Source organism: Sanguibacter sp. Z41_6, assembly GCF_059621145.1.
This window is the reverse complement of the sequence record NZ_JCAQIF010000008.1, coordinates 1-26,837: the sequence shown is the minus strand read 5'-3', so window position 1 is coordinate 26,837 and position 26,837 is coordinate 1. Positions and strand designations below refer to the sequence as shown.

The 26,837-nt window shown below is 72.6% G+C and carries 19 protein-coding genes; 8 read left to right on the top strand and 11 right to left on the bottom strand.

What is annotated here, in order from left to right:
* Positions 1-6: 6 nt before the first annotated feature.
* Positions 7-1,233, bottom strand: coding sequence for an FG-GAP-like repeat-containing protein (locus tag AC54T1_RS14255; protein WP_496912340.1), 1,227 nt, complete (start codon positions 1,231-1,233; stop codon positions 7-9).
* 261 nt (positions 1,234-1,494) lie between these two features.
* On the opposite strand from AC54T1_RS14255, the gene uca reads away from it, so the two are divergent.
* The 3 genes from uca to AC54T1_RS14240 all read left to right on the top strand — a co-directional run bounded on the left by uca (position 1,495) and on the right by AC54T1_RS14240 (position 7,147).
* Positions 1,495-5,109 (top strand): urea carboxylase, encoded by a 3,615-nt coding sequence (gene uca / locus AC54T1_RS14250; protein WP_496912339.1) that lies wholly within the window; start codon positions 1,495-1,497, stop codon positions 5,107-5,109.
* The gene (gene atzF / locus AC54T1_RS14245) at positions 5,106-6,788 is read left to right on the top strand and encodes an allophanate hydrolase (protein ID WP_496912338.1); all 1,683 of its coding nucleotides are present in this window, start codon (positions 5,106-5,108) and stop codon (positions 6,786-6,788) included. Before uca ends, atzF begins: the two co-directional genes overlap by 4 nt.
* A gap of 128 nt (positions 6,789-6,916) precedes the next feature.
* A complete protein-coding gene (locus tag AC54T1_RS14240) occupies positions 6,917-7,147 on the top strand; it encodes a zinc-ribbon domain-containing protein (RefSeq protein WP_496912337.1) in 231 nt (76 codons plus the stop codon).
* Positions 7,148-7,222: 75 nt separating this feature from the next.
* Here AC54T1_RS14240 and AC54T1_RS14235 read toward each other — a convergent pair whose 3' ends face one another.
* The 4 genes from AC54T1_RS14235 to AC54T1_RS14220 all read right to left on the bottom strand — a co-directional run bounded on the left by AC54T1_RS14235 (position 7,223) and on the right by AC54T1_RS14220 (position 10,836).
* Positions 7,223-7,513, bottom strand: a complete 291-nt coding sequence (locus AC54T1_RS14235) for a WXG100 family type VII secretion target (protein WP_484346095.1) — start codon at positions 7,511-7,513, stop codon at positions 7,223-7,225.
* A gap of 131 nt (positions 7,514-7,644) precedes the next feature.
* Positions 7,645-8,373: an HD domain-containing protein gene (locus tag AC54T1_RS14230; RefSeq protein WP_484346096.1), complete on the bottom strand. Its 729-nt coding sequence runs from the start codon at positions 8,371-8,373 to the stop codon at positions 7,645-7,647.
* A gap of 127 nt (positions 8,374-8,500) precedes the next feature.
* A complete protein-coding gene (locus tag AC54T1_RS14225) occupies positions 8,501-10,114 on the bottom strand; it encodes a sensor histidine kinase (RefSeq protein WP_496912336.1) in 1,614 nt (537 codons plus the stop codon).
* A complete protein-coding gene (locus tag AC54T1_RS14220; RefSeq protein ID WP_484346098.1) occupies positions 10,111-10,836 on the bottom strand; it encodes a response regulator transcription factor in 726 nt (241 codons plus the stop codon). Before AC54T1_RS14220 ends, AC54T1_RS14225 begins: the two co-directional genes overlap by 4 nt.
* A gap of 122 nt (positions 10,837-10,958) precedes the next feature.
* Between AC54T1_RS14220 and AC54T1_RS14215 the strand changes: the two genes are divergently transcribed.
* Together AC54T1_RS14215 and AC54T1_RS14210 are read left to right on the top strand one after the other, a co-directional pair.
* A complete protein-coding gene (locus AC54T1_RS14215; RefSeq protein ID WP_484346099.1) occupies positions 10,959-11,414 on the top strand; it encodes a PadR family transcriptional regulator in 456 nt (151 codons plus the stop codon).
* Positions 11,411-11,941, top strand: coding sequence for a hypothetical protein (locus AC54T1_RS14210; protein ID WP_496912335.1), 531 nt, complete (start codon positions 11,411-11,413; stop codon positions 11,939-11,941). The genes AC54T1_RS14215 and AC54T1_RS14210 overlap by 4 nt, the downstream gene beginning before the upstream one ends.
* A gap of 33 nt (positions 11,942-11,974) precedes the next feature.
* Here the strand turns inward: AC54T1_RS14210 and AC54T1_RS14205 are convergent, their stop codons facing one another.
* The 6 genes from AC54T1_RS14205 to AC54T1_RS14180 all read right to left on the bottom strand — a co-directional run bounded on the left by AC54T1_RS14205 (position 11,975) and on the right by AC54T1_RS14180 (position 21,932).
* Positions 11,975-12,553, bottom strand: a complete 579-nt coding sequence (locus tag AC54T1_RS14205) for an NYN domain-containing protein (protein ID WP_484346101.1) — start codon at positions 12,551-12,553, stop codon at positions 11,975-11,977.
* Between the two features lie 26 nt (positions 12,554-12,579).
* A complete protein-coding gene (locus AC54T1_RS14200) occupies positions 12,580-14,577 on the bottom strand; it encodes a TPM domain-containing protein (RefSeq protein ID WP_496912334.1) in 1,998 nt (665 codons plus the stop codon).
* Positions 14,578-14,732: 155 nt separating this feature from the next.
* Positions 14,733-15,494 (bottom strand): PspA/IM30 family protein, encoded by a 762-nt coding sequence (locus AC54T1_RS14195; RefSeq protein WP_496912333.1) that lies wholly within the window; start codon positions 15,492-15,494, stop codon positions 14,733-14,735.
* 55 nt (positions 15,495-15,549) lie between these two features.
* On the bottom strand, positions 15,550-17,592 hold the full coding sequence (locus AC54T1_RS14190; RefSeq protein ID WP_496912332.1) for a TPM domain-containing protein: 2,043 nt from the start codon (positions 17,590-17,592) through the stop codon (positions 15,550-15,552).
* A gap of 136 nt (positions 17,593-17,728) precedes the next feature.
* Positions 17,729-19,411: a DNA repair helicase XPB gene (locus AC54T1_RS14185; RefSeq protein WP_496912331.1), complete on the bottom strand. Its 1,683-nt coding sequence runs from the start codon at positions 19,409-19,411 to the stop codon at positions 17,729-17,731.
* Positions 19,412-19,484: 73 nt separating this feature from the next.
* Positions 19,485-21,932 (bottom strand): helicase-associated domain-containing protein, encoded by a 2,448-nt coding sequence (locus tag AC54T1_RS14180; RefSeq protein WP_496912330.1) that lies wholly within the window; start codon positions 21,930-21,932, stop codon positions 19,485-19,487.
* 228 nt (positions 21,933-22,160) lie between these two features.
* Here AC54T1_RS14180 and AC54T1_RS14175 point away from each other — a divergent pair, with 228 nt between their 5' ends.
* The 3 genes from AC54T1_RS14175 to AC54T1_RS14165 are packed head-to-tail and all read left to right on the top strand — an operon-like array spanning position 22,161 to position 26,671.
* The gene (locus AC54T1_RS14175) at positions 22,161-22,544 is read left to right on the top strand and encodes a cold-shock protein (protein ID WP_496912329.1); all 384 of its coding nucleotides are present in this window, start codon (positions 22,161-22,163) and stop codon (positions 22,542-22,544) included.
* 6 nt (positions 22,545-22,550) lie between these two features.
* Entirely contained in the window at positions 22,551-23,510 is a 960-nt protein-coding gene (locus AC54T1_RS14170) for a DUF3027 domain-containing protein (RefSeq protein WP_496912328.1), read from the top strand.
* The gene (locus AC54T1_RS14165; RefSeq protein WP_496912327.1) at positions 23,507-26,671 is read left to right on the top strand and encodes a sacsin N-terminal ATP-binding-like domain-containing protein; all 3,165 of its coding nucleotides are present in this window, start codon (positions 23,507-23,509) and stop codon (positions 26,669-26,671) included. Before AC54T1_RS14170 ends, AC54T1_RS14165 begins: the two co-directional genes overlap by 4 nt.
* The last annotated feature ends 166 nt before the right edge of the window (positions 26,672-26,837 follow it).

Here is a 26,837-nt window from a genome sequence, read left to right as displayed (position 1 = left end):
CCGACGTCAGAAGATCGTCGTGAACATGTTCCAGCCGTCGCCGATGCGGACGGGGGCAGCGGACCCCCCGACGCCGTTCCCCGGGTAGAACCACAACGTTCCGTTGTGCTGGCGTCCGATGATGTCGGAGGCACCGTCACCGTTGAAGTCCCCGACGGACAGCACCGTGGAGTGCATGTTCCAGCCCGTGCCGATGAGTGAGGGAGCCAGGAAGCCCCCCCGACCGTTGCCCGGGTAGAGCCACAGCGTGCCGTCCGTCCTGCGGCCGACGATGTCCGAGGCGCGATCCCCGTTGTAGTCACCCGTGGAGAGGACGCCGTCGAAGATGTTGAAGCCCGTGCCGATCCGCGTTGCGGCGGCGATCGCGCCGGTCCCGGTGCCGGGATAGAGCCAGAGGGTTCCGTCGGGGCGCCTCGCGATGAGGTCAGAGGCGCCGTCGCCGTTGAAGTCGCCCGGGGACAGGATGGAGTCGAACACGTTCCACCCCGAGTTGATGTGCACACCGGGGGCGAAGCCACCCGCGCCGTTGCCCCGGTACAGGAAGAGGTCACCGGCAGGCGTCCGACCGATCACGTCGGCAAGGTTGTCGCCGGTGAAGTCGCCGGGGGTGAGAAGCAGGTCGAACATGTTCCAGCCGGTGCCCGCTGATCGCCAGGAGCCGAACCAGCCACGGCCGTTCCCCGGATACAGCCACAGGGTGCCGTCGCCGGTGCGCGCGAGCACGTCGGCTGCGCCGTCCTCGGTGAAGTCCTGCAGGCCGACCTGCGTGTGCGGTGCTGGGGGGATGGACCCTGCGGGGTACCGCCCGAAGTTCTGGGTGGCCCACGTCCGCCCCGAGGCATCGACGACCGCGCCGACGCCGAGAGCGTTGAAGTTCGGGTTGAGGATGTTGGCCCGGTGGCCGGCCGAGTTCATCCAGCCGTTGAAGATGGTCTCGGTGTTGTTCGAGAATCCCCCCGCGTACGCGACGTTCTCGCCCCACGAGAGCCACCCGCCGGGGATCTGGGACCCGACGCTCGGGTTGTGGTACAGCTTGTTCTCCCGCGCCATGGTGGTCGACCAGGACTCTGCCACCGTGGCCAGACCGCTGTGCTCCTGCACCGGGGAGAGCCCGTGCTGTGCACGCGCCGTGTTCGTCAGGATGAGGATCTCGTCTTCCGGGGCGGCGAGCGCCGCGCTCGTCGGAAGGAGCATGGCCGCGAGCAGTGTGACGGCAGTCAGTAGTTTTCTCATACGTGTCTCCTTGGTTCACGGCACGACGTTGTGCCGGTTCGCCGCGTGGCACCGAACCTAGGTCGTGGTCTCACGAGAGTCCACTACGTGACGGAATATCACCCGCGTCTTACCCCGGCTGGTCGACGAGTGCGTAACGCCCCGTTCACAGAGCAGTAGGGCCACGGAAATACCGCCTCCTTACGGTGACGAGCACGGATACAGACCTGTATACGCGGCCCTGACCTGCCGCTTCCGTCGCCCGACCACCGTGGAGCTGCTGTGTTCGATTCCCTGCTCGTCGCCAACCGTGGCGAGATCGCATGCCGCATCATCCGGACCGCGAAGCGACTCGGGCTGCGGACGGTGGCCGTGTACTCCGACGCCGACGCTGGGGCCCCCCATGTCGCCCTCGCTGACGCCGCGGTGCGTCTGGGTCCTGCCCCCGCCGGGGAGAGCTACCTGCGTGCCGACCTCGTCCTCGGGGCTGCGCTCTCCTCGGGTGCGGGCGCGATCCACCCCGGCTACGGGTTCCTCTCCGAGAACGAGTCGTTCGCGGCCGCCGTCGAGGCCGCCGGTCTCGCGTTCGTCGGCCCCCGGCCGTCCCACCTGGGTGTGTTCGGTGACAAGCACCGTGCTCGTGTCGCGGCGCAGGCCGCCGGCGTGCCGCTCGTCCCGGGCAGCGGGCTGCTCGAGGACCTTTCCGCAGCGCGCGCCGCGGCACGCGAGGTCGGGTACCCCGTCATGGTCAAGGCCGTCGCGGGCGGTGGTGGTATCGGTATGCAGGCGTGCGCCGACGAGGCCGAGCTCCTCGTCGCGTACGACCGCGTCCAGCGACTCGCGACGGCGAGCTTCGGCAGCGCCGGGGTGTTCCTCGAGCAGTTCATCACCCGGGCCCGCCACCTCGAGGTCCAGGTCTTCGGCGACGGGGAGGGCCGGGTGGTGAGCCTGGGCGACCGTGACTGCTCGCTCCAGCGCCGCAACCAGAAGGTCGTCGAGGAGGCACCGGCCCCCGGCCTCAGCGACCGCGTCCGGGCGGAGATGCAGGCGTCGGCCCGCGCCCTCACCGCGTCCGTCGGCTACCGGTCGGCCGGGACCGTCGAGTACGTCTACGACGTCGACCGTGACCAGGTCTCCTTCCTCGAGGTCAACACCCGCCTCCAGGTGGAGCACCCGGTGACGGAGGAGGTGACCGGCGTCGACCTCGTCGAGTGGATGCTCCGCCTCGCCCAGGGTGATGCGTCGTTCCTCGACGACGTTCCCGAGACCGGCCCGCAGATCCGCGGGCACGCCGTCGAGGCGCGCCTCTACGCCGAGGACCCGCACAAGGGCTACCAGCCGAGCGCCGGCCTGCTCACGCACGTCGCCTTCCCCGAAGGGGTGCGCGTGGACGGCTGGGCGGAGGCCGGCCAGGAGGTCACCTCCCACTACGATCCCATGCTCGCGAAGGTCATCGTGCACGCGGACACCCGTGCCGGAGCCCTCTCCGCAGCCGGCGATGCCCTCGCAGCGACACGGATCGCGGGGGTGCAGACGAACCTCGCGCTGCTGCGGGCCGCGGTCGCCGACCCCCGGGTGGTCGCCGGTGAGGTGAGCACCTCGCTCCTCGCGGACGTCGTCGTCGAGGAACCGCGCATCGACGTCCTGCGCGGGGGTGTCATGACGACGGTCCAGGACTGGCCGGGTCGGCTCGGCCTGTGGGAGGTGGGCATCGCCCCGTCCGGCCCCATGGACGACCTGTCGTTCCGGCTCGGCAACATCGCCGTCGGGAACGCCGAGGGGACGCCCGGCCTCGAGTGCACGCTCGAGGGACCGCGCCTGCTCTTCTCCCAGGAGACGGTCGTGTGCGTCACGGGCGCAGAGACGACCGTGACCGTCGACGGTGCGCCCGTTCCCCAGTGGGAGCCGGTCACCGTCCCCGCCGGTGGCGTGCTCGACGTCGCGACCCCTGCAGGCACGGGCCTGCGCAGCTACGTGCTCGTGCGCGGAGGTCTCGACGTCCCCGAGTACCTCGGCTCGGCGTCGACCTTCTCGCTCGGGGGTTTCGGTGGCTATACCGGCCGGGCGCTGGCGGTGGGCGACGTGCTCGTCCCCGGGGACGTGACCGACCGCACGGACGAGCCCGCCCCGGTCCCCACCGCGCACCGCCCGACGATGGTCCACGACTGGGAGCTCGCTGTCCAGGAGGGCCCGCAGCCCGCGCCGTCATACTTCACCGTGCAGGACATGGAGATGTTCTACGGGTCGGTGTGGGAGGTGCAGTCGCACGCCAACCGTACGGGTATCCGGCTCTCCGGCCCAGCGCCGCAGTGGGCGCGGCCCGATGGCGGCGAGGCCGGGCTGCACCCGTCCAACCTGCACGACAACCCCTACTCGGTCGGTGCACTCAACGTCAGCGGCGACACCCCGATCCTCCTCGGGCCCGACGGCCCCAGCCTCGGCGGCTTCGCCTGCCCCGTCACGGTCGTCGTGGGCAACCGGTGGAAGCTCGGTCAGCTGCGCCCGGGCGACACGGTGCGGCTCGTCCCCGTGCCGACGGAGAGCGCGGACCGGCTGCGCAAGAGCGTCGAGCTCCGCGCCGCTCCCGGAATGCCCGCCACGCTGACGGTGGGGCCGGACGGCGACGACGGTGTGCTCGCCCGCGTCCCCGCCGGACCGGACCGCCCTGAGGTCGCGTACCTGCGCGGTGGGGACGACAACGTCCTCGTCGAGTACGGCCCCATGACGCTCGACCTCGGCATGCGGATGCGTGTGCACGCGCTCTCCGAGGCCCTGCGGGAGCGCGGGCTCGACGGCGTCGTGGACATCACGCCGGGCGTCCGCAGCCTGCACGTGCACGTCGAGCCGGACGTCCTGTCGGTCGCGACCCTCGTCGAGGTCCTCACCGGGATCGAGGAGGAGCTGCCCGCGACGGCGGACCTCGTCGTGCCGAGCCGCCGCATCCACCTGCCGATGTCCTTCGAGGACCCGAGCATCGCGGAGGCGGTGTCCCGGTACATGGCCGGTGTCCGTGAGGAGGCGCCCTGGTTGCCGTCGAACACCGAGTTCATCCGCCGGGCGAACGGGCTCGACGACGTCGCCGACGTCTACCGCACGCTGTTCGAGGCCGAGTACCTCGTCCTCGGTCTGGGTGACGTCTACCTCGGCGCGCCGCTCGCCGTCCCCCTGGACCCCCGCCATCGCCTGCGCACCACGAAGTACAACCCGGCCCGCACGTGGACGGCGTCCGACACCGTCGGTCTTGGTGGCTCGTACCTGTGCGTCTACGGGATGGAGTCCCCCGGTGGGTACCAGCTCGTCGGACGCACCGTGCCGATCTGGAGCGGGCACCGCCAGCGCGGGGTGTTCGAGCCGGGCAAGCCCTGGCTCCTGCGGTTCTTCGACCGGATCGTGTGGCACCCCGTGAGCGCGGAGGAGCTCCTCGAGCAACGGTCCGCGTTCGCGGCCGGTCGCCTCGAGGTGGAGGTGGAGGAGGGGCAGTTCTCCCTCGCGGAGCACCTCCTGCTCCTCGAGGAGAATGCCGCGGACATCGAGGCGTTCACGCAGCGGCAGGCCGTGGCCTTCGCGGCGGAACGGGACGCCTGGGAGGCGGCCGGAGAGTTCGCCGCGGCCGAGCAGGGCGCATCGTGGGCGTCGGACGACGCCGGGGCGCTCGCGGTCGACGTGCCGGAGGGGTGCGTCGCGGTGGAGGCTCCGATGGTGGGCAGCGTATGGCGCGTGCAGGTAGCGGTCGGTGACCGCGTGACGACAGGAGATACCTTGGTCTGCTTGGAAGCGATGAAGCTCGAGCTCGCGGTCGACGCACCGGTGACGGGCCGGGTCGTCAGCGTGCTCGTCGGGAGCGGGCAACCCGTGCGCCCGGGGATGCCGCTCGCGATCGTCGAGGTCGACGCGTGAGGGCCGTCGAGCGGGTCCGGTCCGCGTACGCGCGGATCGCGGAGGTGGACCGTCCGGAGGTGTGGGTCACCCTCGTGCCGGAGGCGGACGCGATCCGCGCGGCGCACGAGGTCGACGAGCGGGTCGCGGCCGGCGAGCACCTGCCGCTCGCCGGGCTCACTCTCGCGGTCAAGGACAACGTCGACGTCGCCGGGCTCCCCACGACGGCGGCCTGCCCCTCGTTCGCGTCGACCCCCCAGGAGACGGCGCCCGCCGTCCGCGCGCTCGTCGACGCCGGGGCCGTCGTCCTCGGCAAGACGAACCTCGACCAGTTCGCCACCGGCCTCGTCGGGACACGCAGCCCCTACGGTGCGGTGCGCCATGCGACCCACCCGGACCGGGTCTCCGGTGGATCGAGCTCCGGCTCGGCGGTCGCCGTCGCCCTCGGCATCGCCGACATCGGCATCGGCACGGACACGGCCGGTTCCGGTAGGGTGCCCGCCGCGTTCCACGGCATCGTCGGGATCAAGACGACGGTCGGTCTCGTCCCGACGGCCGGTGTCGTCCCCGCGTGCCGGAGCTACGACGTGCTCACGACGATGACGCAGGACCTGGACCTCGGTGTCCGCGCGACGCGGCTCATGGCGGCGGACGGCCGGCGGACGTGGCCCGCCGACGTCCGCGTCGGACTGCGCCGGGACCCGGTCGTCGTCGTCCCGCGCGACGAGGACCTCGCCCCGCTCTCGCCGACGTGGCGGGTGGCGTTCGCCGCTGCGGTCGCATCCGTCCGGGCGGCGGGTGCCCGGGTCGTCGTCGCCGACGTCTCCCCGCTGCTCGAGGCCGCGACCCTGCTGTACGACGGCGCGCTGGTCGCCGAGCGGTACGCCGCGGTCGGTGCCTTCCTCGAGACGGGGACGGACGACGTCGACCCGGTCGTCGGAGCGATCATCCGGGGCGGCAAGGACATCCCGGCGCACGCCTACGTGGCGGACGTCGAGCGGCTCGAGCGGGCGCAGGCCGCTGCAGCCCGCATCCTCGAGGGTGCGGACCTCCTCCTGCTGCCGACGACCACCGAGCACCCGACGCTCGCGGAGGTGGCCGCCGACCCCGTGGGCATCAACCGGCGGATGGGCACGTACACGAACTTCGTCAACCTCCTCGACCTCGCTGCGCTCGCAGTCCCGGCGGGTGAGGCAGACGGGCTTCCGTTCGGGGTGACGCTGGTGTCCCGGGCGTTCGACGACCAGCTCGCGATCGACCTCGCCGCGCGGCTGGCCGGCGGGCCCGGGGCGGTCGCGCCGGTCCTCGTCGAGGGAGGCGTGGATCTCGCAGTCTTCGGTGCACACCTGCGTGGGCAGCCGCTCAACGGCCAGCTCGAGGAGCTCGGCGCCCGGTTCGTCTCCGACGTGCACACGTCCGCTGCGTACCGGCTCGTCGACCTCGGGACCACTCCCGCAAAACCCGGCCTCGTCCGGGTGGGCTCCGGTGAGGGCTCGGGGATCGCGGGTGAGCTGTGGCACCTGTCCGAGGGGGCGCTGGGCACGCTCCTCGGCGGCCTCCCGCACCCGATGATGCTGGGACGTGTCGAGCTCGACGACGGTCGGTGGGTCGTCGGGTTCGGGTGCAGCCACGATGCCGCGGAGTCCGGTGCGGACATCACCGGTCACGGCGGATGGGCCCGCTACCTCGCCGCTGTCTGACCCGCCGCGCCGCAGGGCGCTCTCAGGACGGTCGGCGCACGGGCTCTCCACCGGCGTGCGCCGACCGTCTCTACATGCCACACCTGGCTCGACATGCCACAGCTGGCTCGACATGCCACTGTGGAGCCGTGTTTCTCTTCTTCGGCACCCGCCTGCGTCGTTCTGTCCGTGGGACCGGTGCGTTCCGGTGCCCCTTCTGCCTCGAGGTGCGCGGGTACGAGCTCATCGAGTCGCGCACATGGATCCACGTGTTCTGGATCCCGATCATCCCGCTGGGCAGCACCCGCGAGAGCGTGCGGTGCACCGTGTGCGGGGGCGAGTGGGCGCCGGCGGTGCTCGCCGGCAACGACCTCGGCTGACCCGGTCCCGGGCGCCTGTTCGCGCGCGCTGGGCCACGGCGCACCGCGTCCGCTCCGAGCGTGCACCGCTCCCGGTCAGAGAGTGAAGTTCGCCGACGCGCTCGTCTCGGCGTCGTCATAGGTCGTGGCCGTGCGGGCCAGCGCCGCGGTGATGGCGTCGAGGCCGGACTCGACCTGCACCTGGGTCACCTGCCACTGACCGACCACGCCGGAGAACGCGAGCGCCGCCGATCCCGTCCACGTGTTCTGCAGGTCCTGCAGGTGGCGCATCATCGCGGCCACCTCGGTCCTGATCGACGTCACGGACACGCTCACCGTCGCGCTCGCGCTGCTGACCTGGGTGACATCGACACCGAACTTGCTCATGGCTGACTCCTCTGGATCCGGCACCTCCGCGGGGACGCGGCGGTAGGGGCAGGACGCTACGGATCTCGTCGAGGGAGAGCGTCGCCGAGGGTGGCAGATGTGGACGCAGAGCGCTGTGCGGTGCCTGTGCGTCAGATCTCGACGCGTTCGTCCGCCGGGGGGCTGTCATCGAGCGTCCGGAGCTCGCGTTGAAGCCGAGCAGCTTCTGCCGTGAGGTTCTGCCGCGCTGGTTCCTCCCAGGGGGCGGCCATGGGGCTCGTGTACAGAGAGGGCCGGGCGAGGAGCTTGGTGAGGATCCGGTGCCGAGCCTCGAGGTAGTGCCGCACCGGGATGTGCGCGTACTCCTTGCGCACGTCCGTGAGGTACGCCTTGTAACGCTGGGGCTCGGTGGCGAGGATGGCCATGTCTGCGTCGCACAGCACCGCACAGTCGGAGTCGTGCGGCAAGGCCTTGTGCCGGGCCAGAGCTGTGACGAGCTGCCCGACGCGCTCGGCCGTACGTCCCGGGACGCCCAGGGCGGTCAGGTCGACGCGGGCGAGCGCGGCGCTGGCCACCTCGTCCTCGCCACCCTGCGTGGCGTAGGCCGCTGCTGACGCAGCACTGAAGATCGCCCCGTGGTACCAGGCAGCGAGCCGGACGACGTCGGGCTGGTGCGTCTCCTCCGCGAGCTCGTCGACCCGGCTGAGCACGTCCGCGAGGTGGCGCACCGAGTGGTACACGCGTCCTGGCTCGCTCCACCGGTCGAGGAGGGCGTTGCCGGCTGCGCGGAGCGTGCTGGGGTCAGCCGTCGCGCCGACCGCTTCGCAGCTGCGGATCCAGGAGGACAGGAGCCACTGGGGGGCGTCCGCACTATCGGGCATGGGAAGGGGTCCTTCGACGAATCGGGGTGGCGGCTGCGAGCCTCTGCTCGACTCGCGGTCGCGCGTACGGGGGACTGTACGCCGACGATGGACGGGATGTCAGGAGCGTCCGTCCGCGGATGGCTGGCTACGCTGCGGGCAACGCTACCCGGACGGTGAGACCGCCCCCCGGGGTCTCCCGGATCGACGCCCGCCCGCCGAGGGTCCCGGTGATCGCGGCGACGATCGCGAGCCCGAGGCCTGACCCCCCGGAGGTCCTGTTGCGTGAGGAGTCCACGCGGAAGAACCGTTCGAAGACGCGTTCAGCGTGCTCCGGCGGGATCCCCGGTCCATGGTCGCGCACCTCGACGACGCCGAAGCGCACGCCGTCGTCGTCCTCGTACCCGAGGGCGACCTCGACCGGTGAGCCCGGGGGCGTGTGCCGCGCGGCGTTACCGACGAGGTTGGCGAGGACCTGGCGTATCCGGTCGTCGTCACCGACGACGACGACCGCGCCCGTGGACCCGTCTTCCGCGAGCGGGACCAGCCGGACGGTGCGTGTGGGGTCGAGCGCGTGCAGGTCGCTCATGGCATCCGCCGCGAGGACCGTGAGGTCGACCGGCTCGCGCTCGATGACCCGGCCCTCGTCGAGGCGCGCGAGGTGCAGCAGGTCCTCGACGAGCGAGCCCATCCGGGTAGCGGACTCCTCGATGCGGCGCATCGTGTCCGAGATCGCCTCGGGCGTCGTGAGCGCACCCATCCGGTACAGCTCGCCGTAGCCGCGGATCGCTGCGAGCGGCGTGCGCAGCTCGTGGCTCGCGTCCGAGACGAACCGGCGCATCCGGATCTCGGACGCCTCCCGTGAGGCGAACGCCTGCTCGATCTGGGAGAGCATGGCGTTGAGGGAGTGGGCGAGGCTGCCGACCTCGGTCGTCAGGGGTGCCTGGGGGATGCGGCGGCTGAGGTCCCCGTCGGCGATGGCGGCCGCGGTGCGCTCGATGACGCCCAGCGAGCGGAGCGAGCGACGGACCGCGACATACCCGACGACCGCGCCGATCGCGGTGATGACGAGAGCGCTGACGATGAGGAGTCGTTGGATCTGTGCTGTCGTCTCGTGGACACCGTGGAGGGGCAGCGCGACGTACACGATGCCGATCGGTTCCGAGCGGTTGTGGCCGATGAGCGCGAGCACGCGCCACTCGGACCGTTGGGCGATTCCCGTGCCGTAGAGGTCCACGGCACCCACCGTGAAGGGTTCCGAGGGGAGGGTCTCCTTGGTGAACGTGTACGCGGTGAGCTTGGGGATCCCGTACTGGCGTGCGGTGGGCTTCTGGAAGTGCAGCTCGGGAACGCCGTCATCGTCGCGGAACAGCACGATGTAGTAGTCGCTCGGCAGGGTCTGCGCCGAGGGATCGTCGTCCTGCGTCGCCCCCAGCGCCTGGTCGGCGAACTGCACCGCGGTGCTGTTGAGCTGGTCGTCGACCTCCTGGACGAGGAACTGCGACAGGAGCATGTTCGTCAGCACGACGGAGCTCCCGAGGCCCGCGAGCAGGACGAACGTGACGATCGCGACCAGCCTGATGCGCAGTGGCGAGCGCGCCCAGAACGCCCTGATGGGGCCGACGTGCGTCCCCCCGGTCTCGTCGGTCCAGGAGTCGGGGAGTGCCGGCTCTGGCGGTGCTGCTCCGGTCTCGTCGGACGAGGGGTCGGGGAGCGCCGGCTCTGGCGGTGCGGGGGGCGGGGGGACGGGGGGTGCCGTCATGCAGGTTTCTTCGACGGCAGCCGCAGCAGGTACCCCACGCCGCGCTTCGTGGCGATGAGGGGGTCGGGCTGTGTCCCGTCGGGCAGCGGCACGTTGTCGATCTTGCGGCGCAGGTAGGAGATGTAGGACTCGACGATGTTCGCGTCGCCGCCCCAGTCGTACTGCCACACGTGGTCGAGGATCTGTGCCTTGGACAGCACGCGTCCGGGGTTGAGCATGAGGTAGCGCAGGAGCTTGAACTCTGTGGGGGAGAGGTCGATGGTGCGTCCGGCGCGCCGCACCTCGTGCGAGTCCTCGTCGAGCTCGAGGTCCGCGAAGCGCAGGACGGAGTCGTCGAGCTCGACAGGGTGGGTGCGCCGGAGCACCGCGCGGATGCGGGCGACCACTTCCTCGAGGCTGAAGGGTTTGGTCACGTAGTCGTCACCGCCGACGGTGAGACCGGTGATCTTGTCCTGGGTGTCGTCCCGCGCGGTGAGGAACAGGATCGGGACGTGCTGGCCCTTCTCCCTCATGCGCCGCGTCACGGTGAAGCCGTCCATGTCCGGGAGCATGACGTCGAGCACGACGAGGTCGGGCTCGGTGTCCTGGATGAGTGTGAGCGCAGACAGCCCGTCCTCTGCCGCGAACACCTCGAAACCGGCGAACCGCAGGGACGTCGCGAGCAGCTCCCGGATGTTCGGCTCGTCGTCGACCACCACCAGGCGGGCTTCGGGTTGCGTCATGGTCCCAGTGTGCGACGCGTGTCTGGGAGCCGCCTGTGCAGCGGCGGGACGCGAGCGGCGCGCCGGCGGGCCCGAGCGCACCGCTATTGTGTATGGCCGAATAGCAGGTATAGGCTCAGTCCATGCCTCGACGACCACGTCCTTCCGTCGACCCGCCGGGCGCGCCCCTGGGCGAGGGCGCGCCCCGGCGCGATCCCCAGCTGCTCAAGGGTGTCCTTCCGATGCTCGTCCTCGCGCTGCTCGAGGAGCGGGAGTCCTATGGCTACGAGCTCGTCCTCCGCCTCCAGGACCGAGGACTGACGGACATCGTCACCGGCACGGTGTATCCGGTGCTGGCCCGCCTCGAGCGGGAGGGCGCAGTCGTCTCGCGGCTGGAGCCGTCGCCGTCGGGCCCTGCCCGCAAGTACTACCTCCCGAGCGACACCGGACGCGCGGACCTCGCCCGGGCGGTCTCTGCGTGGCACGCCCTCGTCGACGTCGTCGAGGGCACCGTGGGCACCGCCCAGCCGGACCGTGGTGGTGCTGCCGGTCCGTCCCGCACGCCGCTACCCATGACGACAGACCAGGAGCCGACATGACCACCGCGACGAGCACCTCCCTCAGCGACCGGCTCCGCAGGGAGGTGTACCTCCTGCGCCTCAGCTGGTTCGTCCAGGACCTCCGGCGACGCGACCGCCGCTCGATCTACGCGGACCTGCGCGGCTCGCTCGACGACGCGTCCGCACGGGGAGGGATGGCCGCGGCGATCCGCGACCTCGGGCCGGCGAGCGCGCTCGGCGGCGGGTACCGGAACGCGCAGGACCGCCGGCTGCCGCACTGGATGAGCGGCGTGACCGCGTTCGCCGTGGTCCTCTACGCCTACCAGCTCGCGATGGTGAGCTACATGTCCGGTGCCGTGGCTGTCGCCGAGCGCACGGCCCCTGGCGAGCGCACGACGTTCGCGGGACGGTGGATGGCCACGGACGTCGAGGTCGTGTCCGGCCCGGACATGCTGTCCTTCGCCCAGGACGTCGAGGCGACGATCCTTGTGGTGCTCTTCCTGGTGTTCTTCGGCTTCGCCCGCGGGTGGCGGCTGTGGACCGGCCACCGCGTGCCGGGCGCGTGAGCTCGGCGGGCGGTGCCCGGTCCGCGACAGCGATCAGATGTAGCGCAGCGGGTTGAAGTCCTCGATGGGGATGATGCGCACGCGCGGCAACGGGGTCGTGAACGCTCCCACGCGCTCCTCGAGGTCGTAGAACTGCAGTCCCCGGGAGCTCAGCTCCCCGAGCCGCGAGTTGACGAACTCCCGGAAGCACAGCAGGCCGACCTTCCGGTCGCCGTCGAGCAGCTGCTCGACCTGCGGCAGGAAGTCGCCGTCGTGGCTCGCGAGGAGCACGTCCCCGTCGACGTCGGCGATCGCCTCGAGGGTCCGCTGGATACCGATGTCCACGACCTTCTCGTGGCTGGCCCCGGCGAGGGGGATCGGTCGGTACCCCATGGCGAGCAGCGCCTGGACGAACGGCATCGGCATCTGGCCCGACGACGCGTTGAGGAAGAACAGCGGCGTGACCTGCTGACCCCACAGGGTCTGGGCGAACTCGGCGATGCGGTCCCAGCGGGGACGCTCCTCCGGGTTCGGCCGGTGGCCCAGGACGTTCATGCCGAGGGTTGCGTCGATGTTCTCGCCGTCGACGAGCAGGTACGTGGGACGCGCGGGGCGCAGATCGGTGCCGGACATGGGTCAACTGTAGAGCCGATCCGTGCTCAGAACCGGCCGCCCCCACCGCGCCGTCCCCGGCGGCTGGAGGAGCGGGTGCTGCTGCGACGGCTCCTCGAACCTGACGACCGTCGGCTCGACGAGGAGCGTCTCCTGGACGACGAGCGTCGGCTCGACGAGCGCGAGGTCCCGCCCCAGCCCCCGCTCGACCCGTCGTCGCCGCCGCTGGTGAGCAGCCACGAGAAGAACGAGCCGCCGGTCTCCGGCTCCGGGGGAGCAGGGACGGGGCCCGGCCCGGGCCGGTTGACCTGCTGGTTGACGAGGTTGCGACCGTCGATGACGGACTGCTCCGCCTGGCGAGCGGCACCGAGCGCCCGCTCGGGGTCGGTGGGCAGCAGGACGTTCGCGAGCGTGAGCGCACCGCGGGCTGCGGCGAGCCGGGCACGCGGTGCCTCGGAGACCGAGAGCCGGTGACGTTGGATCACGGCGTCGAGACGGCCCACGGCCTCGGTCGCCCGGTGGATCGCCTGGGAGGCCAGCTCCGCCGCGCGTCGACGCACGACATCCGTGGCGCGGAACGGGGCGAGCGCCTCGTCGAGGGCGCCCTCGCGGGCAGCGAGGTCGTCCAGCGTGGCGAGCGGATCACCTGCGGTCGACAGTGCGGACGCGGCGATCGCGCCACGGGCGGCGTCCGCGGCCTCGGTGACCGCGGCGTCCTGCGGCGCGAGCCGCGCGGCGTCGGCGAGGTCGCTCTCCAGCGAACGGCGGGCGGCAGCGATGCGTTCTGCCGACGCCGCGAGGTCAGCTCCGGCCTCGTGCACCTCGTCCAGCAGTCGGGACGCATGGGCGATGGCCTCCTGCGCGACGCGGTACCGGGCCACCGCGCCTCGCCGTGAGCCCCCGGTGACGAGGCTCTGCCCGACGGCGACGGTCGGCGCCACGGTGTCGAGCAGCGCGAGAGCCTGGGGGATCTTCTGCTCCGTGGTCTCCAGCGCAGGGGCCGGGTGCAGGATGCGCAGCTGGGTGAGGATGTCGGTCGCTGGCCCGACGCGCGACCGCACCTCCTCCGCACGCTCCAGGAGCTCGGGGAGGAGCAGGTGGACACGGTCCAGGAGCCCTCGCAGGTCGGTGAAGGCGGCGGTCTGTGCGTCGAGCAGGTCGTCGACGTCCTCGCACAGCTCGATGATCGACGCGTTCGTCGCCCGGTCGCTGCTCTGCCCGGCGACAGCCGTGGTGCCGCTGCGCAGCTCGAAGGCGCGGTCGAGCTGGGCGCGCGCCGACTCGAGCGTCCGGGCGAAGGGGTCCGTCGCCTGGTGCCCGAACTCGGCGCGCGCGAACTCGAGCTCCTGTGCGGAGGACCGCACCGCGTCGTCGAGCTCGACGAGCATCGCCGCGGCCCGCTGACGCAGCGCCTCGTCGGACTCCGTCGGCTGCTGTGGGGCGGACGGGACGGATGGTCCGAGCGCCCCCTGCCGCCGACGCTCGTCCGCCGACCGGCGGCGACGGGACCTGAGGGCACCGCCACCGACGACGAGGATCACCAGCGCAGCGAGCCACAGCCATGGGCTCGACCACACCGATCCGGTCATCATGTCCTCGTAACCGTCCGCGGCTGCGAGCGCCGCGCCTGCCCAGTCGTCGGCCCGCAGGTTCGGTTCGATCCTGTCGGTCCGCACGGCTGCGAGCTGGCTGTCGGAGTACGGGGCGTCGTCGGCTACCGACACGCCGTAGCGGCGGTCGTCGGTGGCGACGGCGAGCAGGATGTCCTCGTCGCGCAGGTCGGACTCCTCCGCCGTGCGGATCGCCCACGTCTCGCCGTCGACGCCGTCGAAGCTCTCGACGAGCACGACGTAGAGGTTCGCTCCGGTGGCGTCCTCGAGCTCGGCGAGGCGGTCCCGGACCTCGCCGGTCCGCGTCCCGAGCGCACCGGCGGGGTCGGTGATGGTGCTGGACACCGGTGCGGGCGGCTCCAGCGGGCGCGGAGCCGCTCCGAGGAGCAGGGCGGTGGCGGCGGCCACCGCCGCGAGCGCTCGAACGGTCTGCACGTCGGTCCCCTGTCACGATCGTCACGGGCGGAGCAGCGCTGCGTCCGCCTTCGTCGCTGAGGGTAGTGGACCGGACCCTGCCGGCACGACGGGCGGGTGCGACCTCCAGGAGGACGCACCCTGCCCGGGCATGGGGTGGTGGTGCCGCTCCGTGGTCAGGCGGGTGTCACCGGCGTCGCCGAGATCTGCGGGGCAGCAGCGGTGCTGCCTTGCTTGAGCGCAGCGAGACGCGCCTCGATCTCGATCTGGGCGTCGGACGCCTCGAGCTCTTCGAACTGGGCGTCGAGCGACGACGCGGCGACCTCGGCCTGTCCGAGCGCCCGGGCCTCCTCCCGGCGCACCTTCTCCTCGAAGCGGGAGATCTCGCTCGTCGGGTCGAGCGCGTTGATGGAGTTCAGCGCGCCCTGCACCTGCTGCTGCGCCTGAGCGGTCTTCGACCGCGCGACGAGGGTGTCCCGACGGGACTTCAGCTGGGCGAGCTTCTCCTTCATCTGCATGAGGCCGGTCTTGAGCTTGTCGACCGTCTCGCGCTGCGAGGTGATGAACGGTTCCGCCTGGCGGACCTCGGCCTCGGCGTCGATCTGGCGCTGGAGCGCGATCTTCGCGAGGTTGTCGAACTTGTTCGCGTCGCTGATGTTGCCCGCTGCCCGGTACTGGTCGGCACGCTGCGACGCGGCCACGGCCTTGCCGCCCCACTCCTGCACGGCAGCGACGTCCTCGTTGTAGTCCTGCTCAGCCATCCGCAGGTTGCCGATGGTCAGCGCGACGGCTTCCTCGGCCTCGGCGATGTTGTTGGTGTAGTCCCGCACCAGCTGGTCCAGCATCTTCTGCGGGTCCTCGGCGTTGTCGAGCAGCGCGTTGATGTTCGCCTTGGCGAGCTGTGCGACGCGTCCGATGATCGACTGCTTCTGTGCCATGAGTCGTGCCCTTCTGTTGATGACTGATGTGAACCGGCTGCAGCGCGTGGTGGTGCTAGAACCGTCCTCCGCGGCTCCCGGACCGGCGGCCGCCCCCGCCCCCGCTGCGACCTCCGCCGCCGAAGCCGCCGCCGCGGCTGCCCGACCGGCGGCCGCCGCCGCCGCCGAATCCACCTCCGCTGAAGCCGCCGCCACCGAACCCGCCGCCGCTGCGAAGGATGGAGTCGATGAGTATCCCGCCGAGCACCATCCCGCCGACGGACGACCCGCCGGAACCGGGGCCGCCGCCGTATCCGCCGCGTCGCTGGTTCTCCCAGCGTTCGACGTCGGCCTGGGCGAGCTGCTGCGCCGAGCCGACCATCTGCTCGGCCCGGCGCGTGAGGTCGAGCGCGCCGACGGGGTCCGTCCCTTCGGTCGCCCGCGCGTCCTGTGCGAGCCGGCCGGCCTCGGACAACCGGGTCCGTGCCTCCGGTCCGACCGCGCCCTTGCGGGTGGCGACGAAGTCCTCGACGGCGCGGATGTGCGACTCGACCTGGCCGAGCGACTGCCGCAGGAGAGCAGCGGCACGCGCCTGCTGCTCGGCGACCTGCCGCGACGGCGCGAGCGCCGCGTCGAGGGCGGCCTCCGCGTCGGCGAGGGAGCGGATCGCAGCAAGAGGGTCTCCGCCGTCGCGCGCGCTGCGGGCATCGGTGACGACGCGACGCGCGGTCGTGGCGGCCGCGCTCACCGCAGGGTCCTGTGGTGCGAGCCGGCCCGCATCGGCGAGGTCCGCCTCGATCGATGCGAGGGCGGCGTCGAGCGTCGCTCCTGCGCGGGCGAGGTCGTCGCCCGCGCTGCGCACGGCGTCGAGAAGCGTCGTGGCCTGCGCGAGGGCCTGGGTCGCGGCGCGCGAGTGCGCGACGGCGGCTGCCCGGTCTCCCTCGTCGACCTTGCCGCGTCCGGCGGCGAGCGCGTCGTCGGCGGCGTCGAGCAGCTGCGCTGCCTGGTCGGGGTTCGCGGCGATCGACGCGAGCGCGGTCTGCGGGTAGGTGATCGCGAGCGTCCTCAGTGCGGCGCGCGCCGGTTCGATGCGCGACCGCAGGGCCGTGACGCGCTCCGCGGTCTCGGCCAGCGCCTGCGGCACGCCCGCCTGGAGGTTGCGCAGGTCGTCGAACTGCTTCGAGTCCGCCGCGAGCGCGTCGGACACCTGCTCGCACAGGTCGATGATCTCGGCCATCATCTGCCGTGCCTGCGGCTCGGCCTCGGGCGTGGTGTCGTCGAGCTGCTGGCGCAGCATGAACGCGCGCATGACGCGGGTCTTGGACTCCGCGAGCGTCGCGGCGAACGCGTCCGTGGCCTCGTTGCCGAACTGCGCCTGCGCGAACCCGAGCTCCTGCTCGGCGGTGCGGAGCTCGTCGTCGATGGCGACGAGAGCGCTGCTCGCGCGCTGGTTGAGCTCGGCCGTCGGCACCGTGGGGGCGCCGCCCGGCGCGGCCGTGCCGCGCCTGCGGCTCGAACGCCAGGCGACGAACAGGACGAGGAGGATGACGACGAGCCCGGCGACGAGCAGCACGGTGAGGATGCTCGTGCCCTCCTCGTCCCCGCTCCCGCTGGATCCGGCGGTCACCCCGCGCAGGCCGTCCGCTGCGGCGATCGCCGCTCCGTCCCAGTCCCCGGCGCGCAGCGCGTCCTCGGTGGCGGCTGCGGCGGATGCGTAGACCTCGTCGCTGACCGGTGCGTCCGGCGAGACGTCGAGCGTGTACTGGTTCTGGTCGACGGCGACGGCGAGGATGGCGTCCTCGTTGCCCATCCCGGAGAGCTCGGCCGTCTGGGCCGTCCACGCCTCCCGGTCGGCGCCGGTGAACTCGTCGACGAACACGACGAAGAGCTGCATGTCCGTCTCGTCGCGCAGTCGGTCGAGGTGGGCCTGGATCTCGGCAGTGTCGCTCAGCACCCCGGCCTCGTCGGTGATGTCGTCCGGGAGGTTGAACGGATCGGTCGCGTACGCGGCCGTCGACGGGAGGAAGACCGCGGCGAGCAGGAGGGCGAGCGTGCACACCACCGCCCCAGCGGTGCGTCTGATCTGCGACGACGGCGAGACGTACGGGCGGGAGTCCACCCTGCGATCTTCGACCACGGGGCGTGGGGGCGCAACGCGCCGACTCTCGTCCGCGCTGGACGACCGTGCGGTACGGGAGGTATCGCCCGCCGTCGGTCCGGCCTCCGCGGGCGCCGGCGTCGCGGCATCCGGTCCGTCAGTCGGTCAGCTCCTGCGCCGCCTGGTCGAGGTCCTCGGCGTCGATGATCCGGTAGGCGTACCCCTGCTCGGCGAGGAACCGTTGACGGTGCGCGGCGAACTCCTGGTCGACGGTGTCGCGGGCGACGACGGCGTAGAAGTGCGCGGTGCGCCCGTCGGCCTTCGGCCGCATGACCCGCCCGAGCCGCTGTGCCTCCTCCTGACGGGACCCGAACGACCCGGACACCTGGATGGCGACCGAGGCCTCCGGGAGGTCGATCGAGAAGTTTGCGACCTTGCTCACGACGAGCTTCGTGATCTCGCCCGTGCGGAAGGCGTCGAACAGGCGCTGGCGCTCCTTGACCGACGTCGCGCCGGTGATGACCGGCGCGCCCAGGTGCTCGCCGAGCTCCTCGAGCTGGTCGAGGTACTGCCCGATGACGAGCGTCGGGTCGCCCTCGTGCCGTGCGACGAGCTGCGCGACGATGTCGTTCTTGCCGGGCGCGCACGCGGCGAGCCGGTACTTGTCCTCGGGCTCCGCCGTCGCATAGAGCATGCGGTCGCGCTCGGGGAGGGTCAGGCGCACCTCGACGCAGTCCGCGGGCGCGATGTAGCCCTGCGCCTCGATGTCCTTCCACGGCGCGTCGTAGCGCTTGGGACCGATGAGGGAGAAGACCTCGTCCTCCCGGCCGTCCTCGCGGACGAGCGTGGCGGTCAGGCCCAGGCGTCGGCGCGCCTGGAGGTCCGCCGTCATGCGGAAGATCGGCGCGGGCAGCAGGTGCACCTCGTCGTACACGACGAGGCCCCAGTCGCGGGCGTCGAGCAGCTCGAGGTGCGTGTAGACACCCTTCCTCTTCGTCGTGAGCACCTGGTACGTCGCGATCGTCACGGGGCGCACCTCCTTGCGTGCGCCCGAGTACTCGCCGATCTCGTCGTCGGTGAGCGTCGTGCGGCGCAGCAGCTCGTCGCGCCACTGGCGCGCGCTCACCGTGTTGGTGACGAGGATGAGCGTCGTCGTGCCGGAGCGCGCCATGGCGCCGGCACCGACGATGGTCTTGCCCGCACCGCAGGGCAGCACGACGACGCCGCTGCCGCCGTGCCAGAACCCGTCGATCGCATGCTGCTGGTAGGGCCGCATCTCCCAGGTCTGGTCGCCCTTGGCGGGGTCGGTGGGCGAGAGGGAGATCGGGTGCTTCTCGCCGTCGACGTAACCCGCGAGGTCCTCCGCGGGCCAGCCGAGCTTGAGCAGCACCTGCTTGAGGTGCCCCCGCTCCGAGGGGTGCACGACGACGGTGTCGTCGTCGATCCGCTCTCCGAGGAGCCCGGCCGTGCGGCGGGACTTCATCACCTCGGCGAGCACCGCCCGGTCGGTGGCCTGCAGCACGAGTCCGTGCACGGGGTGCTGCGCGAGCTGGAGCCGCCCGTACCGGGACATCGTCTCGGCGACGTCGACGAGCAGCGCGTGCGGGACGGCGTACCGGCTGTAGTCGAGCAGCACGCCGACGACCTGCTCGGCGTCGTGCCCGGCGGCGCGGGCGTTCCACAGGCCCAGCGGGGTGAGGCGGTACGTGTGCATGTGCTCCGGCGCGCGCTCGAGCTCGGCGAACGGCGCGATCGCGCGTCGTGCGGCGTCGGCCCGCGGGTGCCCGACCTCGAGCAGGAGGGACTTGTCGCTCTGGACGATCAACGGTCCGTCTGTCATGCGGTGCTGTGCTCCCCGGTAGGTGGTGGGTGGAGCGGGCCGGACCCGCGGCTCGCTGCGCCCGGTGCTGGGTTCATGGGGTGATGTACTCGACGCTGATGATGCGGTGGACGGCGACGGTCAGCTCGGACTCCCGGGCGACGTCGAGGGCACGCAGCCGCCCGGCGTCGAGCCGCGTGGGTCGGACCCGGCGGCGTTGGTGCTCCCCGTGCGGGCCGGTCATGTCGAGCCACACCTCACGGCCGTCGGCGACCGCCTCCCGCAGGGTGCCCAACGCCACGGCGGGTTCACTTGTTCCACCGGCTGCCGTGGAGGGACGGGTGCTGTCGCGGTGCCGGTAGTCGGCGGCCGTCCGTCGCCCGCTCCCGGACGCCCGGGAGGGCGACGCGTCGTCGATGTCCGCGACCTGGGGGGCGACCTCCTGCGCGGGCGGGGTCTGAGCGCGCAGCAGCCCGACGAGCGCGACGAGGCGCGCCGTCGGGTCGGGGCTGTCGTTCGGGGCGTGCGTGCTGTGGCGGGCGGTGGACGGCAGCGCGGGGCGTGGTCCGGGACCACGACGGCGTCTGCCCCCGGCGGCGCGGATCCGCGGTGTGCGCCGGTCCGCGAGAACGACCTGCCCGTCCGGGCCCTCTGTCGCAGGCGCCGTGCCCCGTTCACGGAGCGCGGCGAGCAGCTGGCCGATCGGGGCGGAGGAGGCGAGCACGGTCGGTGCGAGGGCGAACAGTCCGAGCGGGCGCAGTGCTGGGTCGTCGACCATCCCGGCGAGCATGCTGGGATCCTCGACGCGGACATAGCTCGCCGCGGCTCCGATCCGCACTTGCCCGTGCCGGCGTGCCGTGTCTCGCACGAGGTACTCGAGCGGCTGCGGCACGGGCGTGCGGGAGTGCGCGGTGAGCTCGGCGAGGAGCTCGGACCCCGTGCGTCCGGTGTCGAGCGCGCGGGTCACGGACCGGTCCGTGAAGCGCACGGTGAGCGCCGAGCCGCGCGACTCGACCTCTGCGCAGTCGCCGAGGAGGGCCTCCAGCGCGGGCGACGGGCGCCCGGGCACGATGCCCGTGAGGTCGCCCTGGAGGAGCATCTCGTCGACGGCCGGTGGCAGCATGGCGCCGAGCGTCTCGGCGAGCTCGAGCACCGCGGCGTCGTCAGGGACGGTCTGCCGCGGGACCCGCGTGAGCACGACGCCGGGCGGTGCGAGCGCACCGGCTCCGACGATCCCCAGGGTCTGCGCCTCGTTCAGCAGTGCCGCGACGGCCTCGACGGGCGGGACGGACCGTGGGCTGCGCCACCGGAGCACGGCGAGCACCTCGCGCGCGTCCATGGAGGTGAGGGGAGCGGTGGCCAGGACGTCCAGGATCTCCCCGCGCAGCCGGGGCACCCAGGCGCGGTGGAGCTCTGGCTCGAGGGCGCTGTGCAGCAGCCCGCGCTCGTCGCGGACGCCGACGAGCCAGGGCGCACGCGCGCTGGCGAACCAGGCGGCCACGAGTGCGGCCCACCGGGCGGGGAGATCGGCCTCGAGCCAGTCGTCGGCGTGCACGGTGGGAGCGAAGGCTGTGGGATCGTCGCCGTCCTCGGCGACGATCCCGGTCATGAGAGCAAGCTCGGCGACGAGGGCCGCGTCGGGTTCCGTCGCCTCGAGCTGGGCTGCCAACCGGCGCAGCTCACGGACGGGCAGGCCCCCCGACTTCAGCGCCGTGGGCGGTGCCGCCTGCCAGGCGTTGACGAGCTCGGCGACGCGCCGCACCGTCTCCTGTGCCGCCCGGGACGACTCCGCTGCGACGGTCTCCGGTGTGCGGGACGTGCGCGGGGTCTCCGGGCCCGGCTCGGGGGGGTGGAGCAGTCCCTGGTGCGTCCGGCCACCGCGCAGCGCCATCGCGACGCGTCGCGGCAGCACGACGTGCTGGGAGTCGGCCTGCTTGACGAACCCGTGGCTGACGAGCCACTTCGTGGCCGCTGCAGCGGGACCGCCCGCCACGGCGGTCATCCGTCCCACGGGCGGACCCCACGTGAGGGCGGCGAGGATGTTGCGGGCGCCGGGTGGCGCCTCGTCGAGGAGGCCCAGGTCCGGATCCGGGTCGTGGGTCCGCCCGAGCGGTCCGAGCCCTGCCGGGTGGGGGTCCTGCATCTCGTCGAGGCCGGGGGCGGAGCGCAGGACCCCGGGGGCCGGCGCCCAGACGAGCGCCATCTCCTCGAGCGTGGCGAGGATCGACGAGACGGCGTCGCGGTCAGCCTGGTCGGACGGCCCGACCGTCGCATCGTCCACGGGACCGACGACCGCGGTCACGACGCGATCCTCGGTGATCGTGTCCTCGAGCCCGTCGAGGACGGTGACCGCCTCGAGGACCTGGAGGTGGGCTGCGTCGAGGGTGCCCGTCGCGCGCTGCAGGCTCGCTCGGCTCGTGGCGCGGGCAGCGAGCGACAGGAGCGTGGCCGGCGAGGGGGACGCGAGGTCGGGGCGGTGCCGGAGCAGGGCGACGAGCTGCTCGTCGCTGCGAGCGCGCATCGAGTCGCTGAACGTGGCCATCCGCCCGATTTTACGTCGGGCTCCGCGTCCCAGCGGCTGGACCAGGGGTGAGACCGCCGTAACCTGCCGCGCCCGGAGGTGAAGTTCACCCTCGAGGAGCAGCGTTAGGTGCTGGGAGGCAGAACGCGGATACTGGGTGGGTATCGCTACCGTGCCGCCGGATGCTCTTGCGCGTCCGCGCCCGGTATCCTGAGCGGTCACATCCCGACGAGCTCCACGAGGTTCCAGGTGCCCACCGGCAAGGTCAAGTTCTTCGATGCCGAACGCGGTTTCGGTTTCATCGCCAGCGAAGACGGCGAGCAGGTGTTCCTGCACGCCTCGTCGCTGCCCGAGGGATCGGCCGCCCCGAAGCCCGGAGCTCGCGTCGAGTACGGCGTTGCCGACGGCCGCAAGGGCCCCCAGGCGCTGTCCGTGAAGTTCCTCGACCCGCTCCCGTCCGTCGTCAAGGCGCAGCGCAAGTCTGCCGACGACATGGCGGTGATCGTCGAGGACGTCATCAAGCTGCTCGACGGCGTGGGCAACTCCCTGCGCCGCGGGCGCTACCCGGAGAAAGCCGCAGCGGCCAAGGTGGCCACGGTGCTGCGCGCGATCGCGGACGACATCGAGGCCTGAGGACCAATGCCACCAGCAGCAACAGCCACATCTCCCGCGCCGCGGCAGCGGGTCTCGCGCCCGAAGCCCGACGCGGTGCTCATCGCTGCTGTCGAGGTTGCCCGCTCCGCAGCACAGGAGGTCGCCGAGCAGGCCGGTGACGTCGGGGACCACCTCGGTGCCTCGACGGACGGGGACCGCCTCGCGTCGCACCGGTTCGCGTGCACCATGCGCGGCTACCGGGGCTGGCACTGGACGGTCACGGTCGCACGCGCGCCGCGCAGCAAGCTCGTGACCGTGTGCGAGGTCGAGCTCCTTCCCGGGGACGACGCGATCCTCGCGCCCGAGTGGTTGCCCTGGTCCGAGCGGTTGCGTCCGGGCGACATCGGGCCGGGTGACGTCCTGCCGTTCCGCGCCGACGACCCACGGCTGGTCCCGGGCTACACGCCGACGGGGGACCCGGAGGTCGACAGCGTCGCGATCGAGGAGCTCGCGCTCGCTCGTGCCCGTGTCCTCTCGCCCGAGGGCCGGGACGAGGCAGCGCAGCGGTGGTACGACGGTCTCCGGGGGCCGACGGCACCTGGCGCGATCCACTCGGCTGCAGGCTGCGGTTCGTGCGGCTTCCTCGTGCCGCTGCAAGGCGCTCTCGGCCAGGTGTTCGGTGTGTGTGCCAACGCGTGGTCGGAGGATGACGGCAAGGTCGTCTCGCTCGACCACGGCTGCGGTGCCCACTCGGAGACCGACGTCGCGGCACACCCGACGGACTGGCCGGCGCCGGACCCGGCGATCGACGAGATGGAGCTCGAGGTCGTCGCGGTGACCCGGACGACTCCAGACGGCTCGACGCAGGACGTCTCGGCGGGCCCAGAAGCCTCGGCGCAGGAGCCTCCGGCGAGCCCGGAGACCTCCACGGACGCCGCCCCGGCGCCGCCCGAGGCCGACGTGCTTCCCGCCGGGCACGAGCCGGAGCCGGCACCCGAGCAGTGAGCTCCGCCGCGGGCGGCGCCGACGTCAGTGACGTTGATCCCTGGGGGACGGCGGCCCTGCGGGCGGCGGTCCTCGCCGCGTGGGCGGCGTCGCCGGCGCGCTTCCGGGAGGACGCGAACACCGAGGAGGACCACGCCCGCGGGTACTACCGCGATCGCGTCGTCGTCGAGCTCGCGCAGAACGCCGCGGACGCCGCGACCCGGTCCGGGGTGCGGGGCCGGTTGGTCCTCCACCTCGCCGGTGTGGGCGACAGGCTCACCCTGACGGCGTCGAACACCGGTGCCGCGCTCGACGCTGAGGGCGTCGCGTCGCTCGCAGCGATGCGGGCGTCGGCCAAGCGGGCGGACGAGCGGGCCGGGCTCGTGGGCCGGTTCGGTGTGGGCTTCGCCGCGGTGCGATCGGTCTCGGACGACGTCACGGTCACGTCGGGACCGGCTGCCGTCCGTTTCTCCGTCGACGGCACGCGCCGCGACCTTGCGGGGCGTGCGACCTCCGCGGAGCTCACCGCGGAGGTCGAGGCGCGCGGCGACTGGCTCCCGGCGCTGCGCCTGCCGTACGCCGTCGAGCCGCTCCCCGTACCCCCAGGTTTCACGACGTCGGTGCGGCTCGTCCTGCGGGATGCCGAGGCGGCTGACAGCATCCGCGCACAGCTCGACGCCGTCGGGGACGCGCTCCTGCTCGCACTGCCTGGTCTCGAGGAGATCCGCGTCGAGGGGCCGGAGGGAGCTGGACGCACGGTGCGGGGGGTCGCCGACCGCTGGTGGTCGGTCACCCGGTCGGGCCATGTCCCTGCCGGTCTGCTCGCGACGCGGCCGGTCGAGGAACGGGGGTCGTCGCTCTGGTCGGTCACCTGGGCCGTGCCCCGCACGGGGGACGCGTCCCCTGCCGTTGCCGGGCTGCCTGGGCACGAGCCCGACCGTCCGGTGGACGTGCTGCACGCGCCCACCCCCACCGACGAGCCGCTCACCCTCGGCGCCCTGCTCGTCGCCTCGTTCCCGCTCGACCCCTCGCGACGACGGGTCGCCCCCGGCCCGGTAGCGGACCTCGTCGCGGAGGCCGCCGGTGGGGCGCTCGCAGATCTCGCTCGGATGGTGCCCGAACCGTTGAGCCTCGTCCCCACGGGCCTGCCTGCGGGGAGGATTGACGCGGCGGTCCGGGACGCTGCCCTGCGTGCGCTGCGGGATGCCCCGGTGGTCGGCGGCCGACGCGCGGACGAGTGCGTGATGCTCGACGTCGAGGCCAGCGGTGCACTCGTCGACGCGCTCGCGCCGACAGGACTCGGCGTGGTGGGTGTCCCGCGCCGGCATCGTGCTGCTGCCCGGGTGCTCGGCGTCGAGGTCCGCAGCCTGGGCGACGTCGTCGACTCGCTCCCGGCCGGGCTGGCGCCAGCCCAGTGGGCCGGTGTCTACGCAGCCCTGGCGGAGTACGCGCAGGACCCCACGGTGCGCGAGGCGCTCGCGGGGGTGCTCGTCCCGCTCGCCGGGGGTGGCGTGACGCGAGGTCCCCGCGGCCTTGTCGTCGGTCGTGGCGCCGCGGGCACCTTCGAGGCTCTGGGGGTGCGGGTGGTCCACCCGGAAGGAGCCCACCCCCTCCTGCTCTCACTGGGTGCGATCGGGGCGGACGACCCGGCCGTGCTCGCTCTTCCCGGCGTCGAGGCCCGGGTGCTCGGCGTCTCGGACGACCTGGTGGGCGCGGAGGTGGTGGCGGCAGAGGGGTGGCCCGAGGCGGTCGGTGCGGTCCTCGCCCTCGTCGCGGAGGTCGCCGGAGCCGGCGGGGAGGACGGCCCGGCCGACGACGAGCGTGCGGCGCCGACGGGCCGGTACCCGGCGTGGCTCTCGGAGCTCCCCCTTCCCAGCGAGGACGGCACGTGGGAGCGGGCGGCCGAGCTGGCAGCACCGGGCTCCTGGGCTGCGGACCACCTGGATCTCGCGGCGGTCGGCCTCCCCGACGGGTGGGACCAGCCGCATCCCGTGGTGCTCCGAGCCCTCGGTGTGCGCCACCGTCTTGTCGTGCGCACCATCGAGCACGTCACGGGGAGCGAACCCGACACCTCCGAGGGTCGCTCGTGGGGCCTGCCGGGCTGGCCCGAGTACGACGCGTACCTCACAGCTCTGCTGGGCGACGGACAGCACGTCGGGGAGCTGGGGGTGGTCGAGGACCTCGACGTCGTGCTGGACGACTCGTGGGGCGCGGTCGTCGACCTGCTGGCGACGGACGTGGCCGGACGCCGGGCGCTCCTCGCACCCGTGAGAGCTCCGTCGTCGCAGTCTCCCGGGACGGCCGCGGAGCGGGCGGGGGCTCCAGGGGGCGGCCCGGGAGCTGTCGGCTACGCCGCCTGGTACTTGCGGGATGTCCTGGGCGCACCCTTCCTCGCGCCAGCAGGCGCTGGCGCCGGGCTCGACGTCGCTCTTCGCCGCGCTCCGCGGGAGGTGGAGCACCTGACAGACCCGCAGGTCATCGGCGCGGTGGGCGGCGTGGCGACCGCGGCGGAGCTGCAGTCCGTCCTGGGCGTCCCCGATGCTGGGGTCTGGGAGACGTTCCTCGCCGGACTCCCGAGCGTGGGCACGACGGTCCCGATCCCGGTGGCCCGGGCCGTGTGGGCAGGGCTGAGCAGCGCGTGTCTCGCAGGACTGGACGTCGATCCGCTGCCCGCCCGGGTGGTCGCGCTGCACGGGGGGAGCGCCACGGTGGTCGACGTCGGCACCGGCACGTCCGTGCAGGTGACAGCCGAGCCGGCCTGGGCACAGGTGCGTGCGGTGGTCCCTACACCGAGCGAGGAGGCCGCCGACGCGGTGGCCGAGGTCCTCGATCTTGACGTGGTGCACGCCGCCGACGCCGTCCTCGTGGCCGAGCCCGCGCAGGGGCGGGTGCACGACCTCCCTGTCGACCTGCGGTCGGCAGTGGCCGGCCTGCCCGCGTCGTGGACGGAGCACGAGCGGCTGCTCGCCGATGGCGTCGAGGTGTCGTGGTGGGTGGGACCCGACGGGCGCGTGCTCGCCGCGTCCGGCACGCAGGTGCTCCGGTCGGCGGCTCGCGGTTGCGCGCAGGCGGCCGGGAGGTGGTCGGACCGGCACACCCTCGAGCTCGCGTTCCGCGACCCGGGTGCGGCCGCCGACCTCGTTGCGCAGGCGGCCTGGGACGCGCACAAGCTGACGCCGTAGCGCTCCGGGGTCCCCGTGACCGCCGTCACGGGAGGCAGATTTGCCGTGGGCGTTCATGTCGACGTAATGTTCTGGACGTCAGCCCGACCGGGAGGAACAGACACCACTGCGAAGCTCGTTACGAGCCGGCGAAGTGGCTGGTCCCGGGGTTGGTACCCACATGGTG

Bases quoted from the DNA above. Each gene is read 5' to 3' on its own strand.
- AC54T1_RS14220 (WP_484346098.1), bottom strand. From the start codon at position 10,836: ATGACGCAACCCGAAGCCCGCCTGGTGGTGGTCGACGACGAGCCGAAC.
- AC54T1_RS14195 (WP_496912333.1), bottom strand. From the start codon at position 15,494: ATGGCACAGAAGCAGTCGATCATCGGACGCGTCGCACAGCTCGCCAAG.
- AC54T1_RS14180 (WP_496912330.1), bottom strand. From the start codon at position 21,932: ATGGCCACGTTCAGCGACTCGATGCGCGCTCGCAGCGACGAGCAGCTC.
- AC54T1_RS14210 (WP_496912335.1), top strand. From the start codon at position 11,411: ATGACCACCGCGACGAGCACCTCCCTCAGCGACCGGCTCCGCAGGGAG.
- AC54T1_RS14230 (WP_484346096.1), bottom strand. From the start codon at position 8,373: ATGCCCGATAGTGCGGACGCCCCCCAGTGGCTCCTGTCCTCCTGGATC.
- AC54T1_RS14215 (WP_484346099.1), top strand. From the start codon at position 10,959: ATGCCTCGACGACCACGTCCTTCCGTCGACCCGCCGGGCGCGCCCCTG.
- AC54T1_RS14255 (WP_496912340.1), bottom strand. From the start codon at position 1,233: ATGAGAAAACTACTGACTGCCGTCACACTGCTCGCGGCCATGCTCCTT.
- AC54T1_RS14170 (WP_496912328.1), top strand. From the start codon at position 22,551: ATGCCACCAGCAGCAACAGCCACATCTCCCGCGCCGCGGCAGCGGGTC.
- AC54T1_RS14225 (WP_496912336.1), bottom strand. From the start codon at position 10,114: ATGACGGCACCCCCCGTCCCCCCGCCCCCCGCACCGCCAGAGCCGGCG.
- AC54T1_RS14235 (WP_484346095.1), bottom strand. From the start codon at position 7,513: ATGAGCAAGTTCGGTGTCGATGTCACCCAGGTCAGCAGCGCGAGCGCG.
- AC54T1_RS14185 (WP_496912331.1), bottom strand. From the start codon at position 19,411: ATGACAGACGGACCGTTGATCGTCCAGAGCGACAAGTCCCTCCTGCTC.
- AC54T1_RS14205 (WP_484346101.1), bottom strand. From the start codon at position 12,553: ATGTCCGGCACCGATCTGCGCCCCGCGCGTCCCACGTACCTGCTCGTC.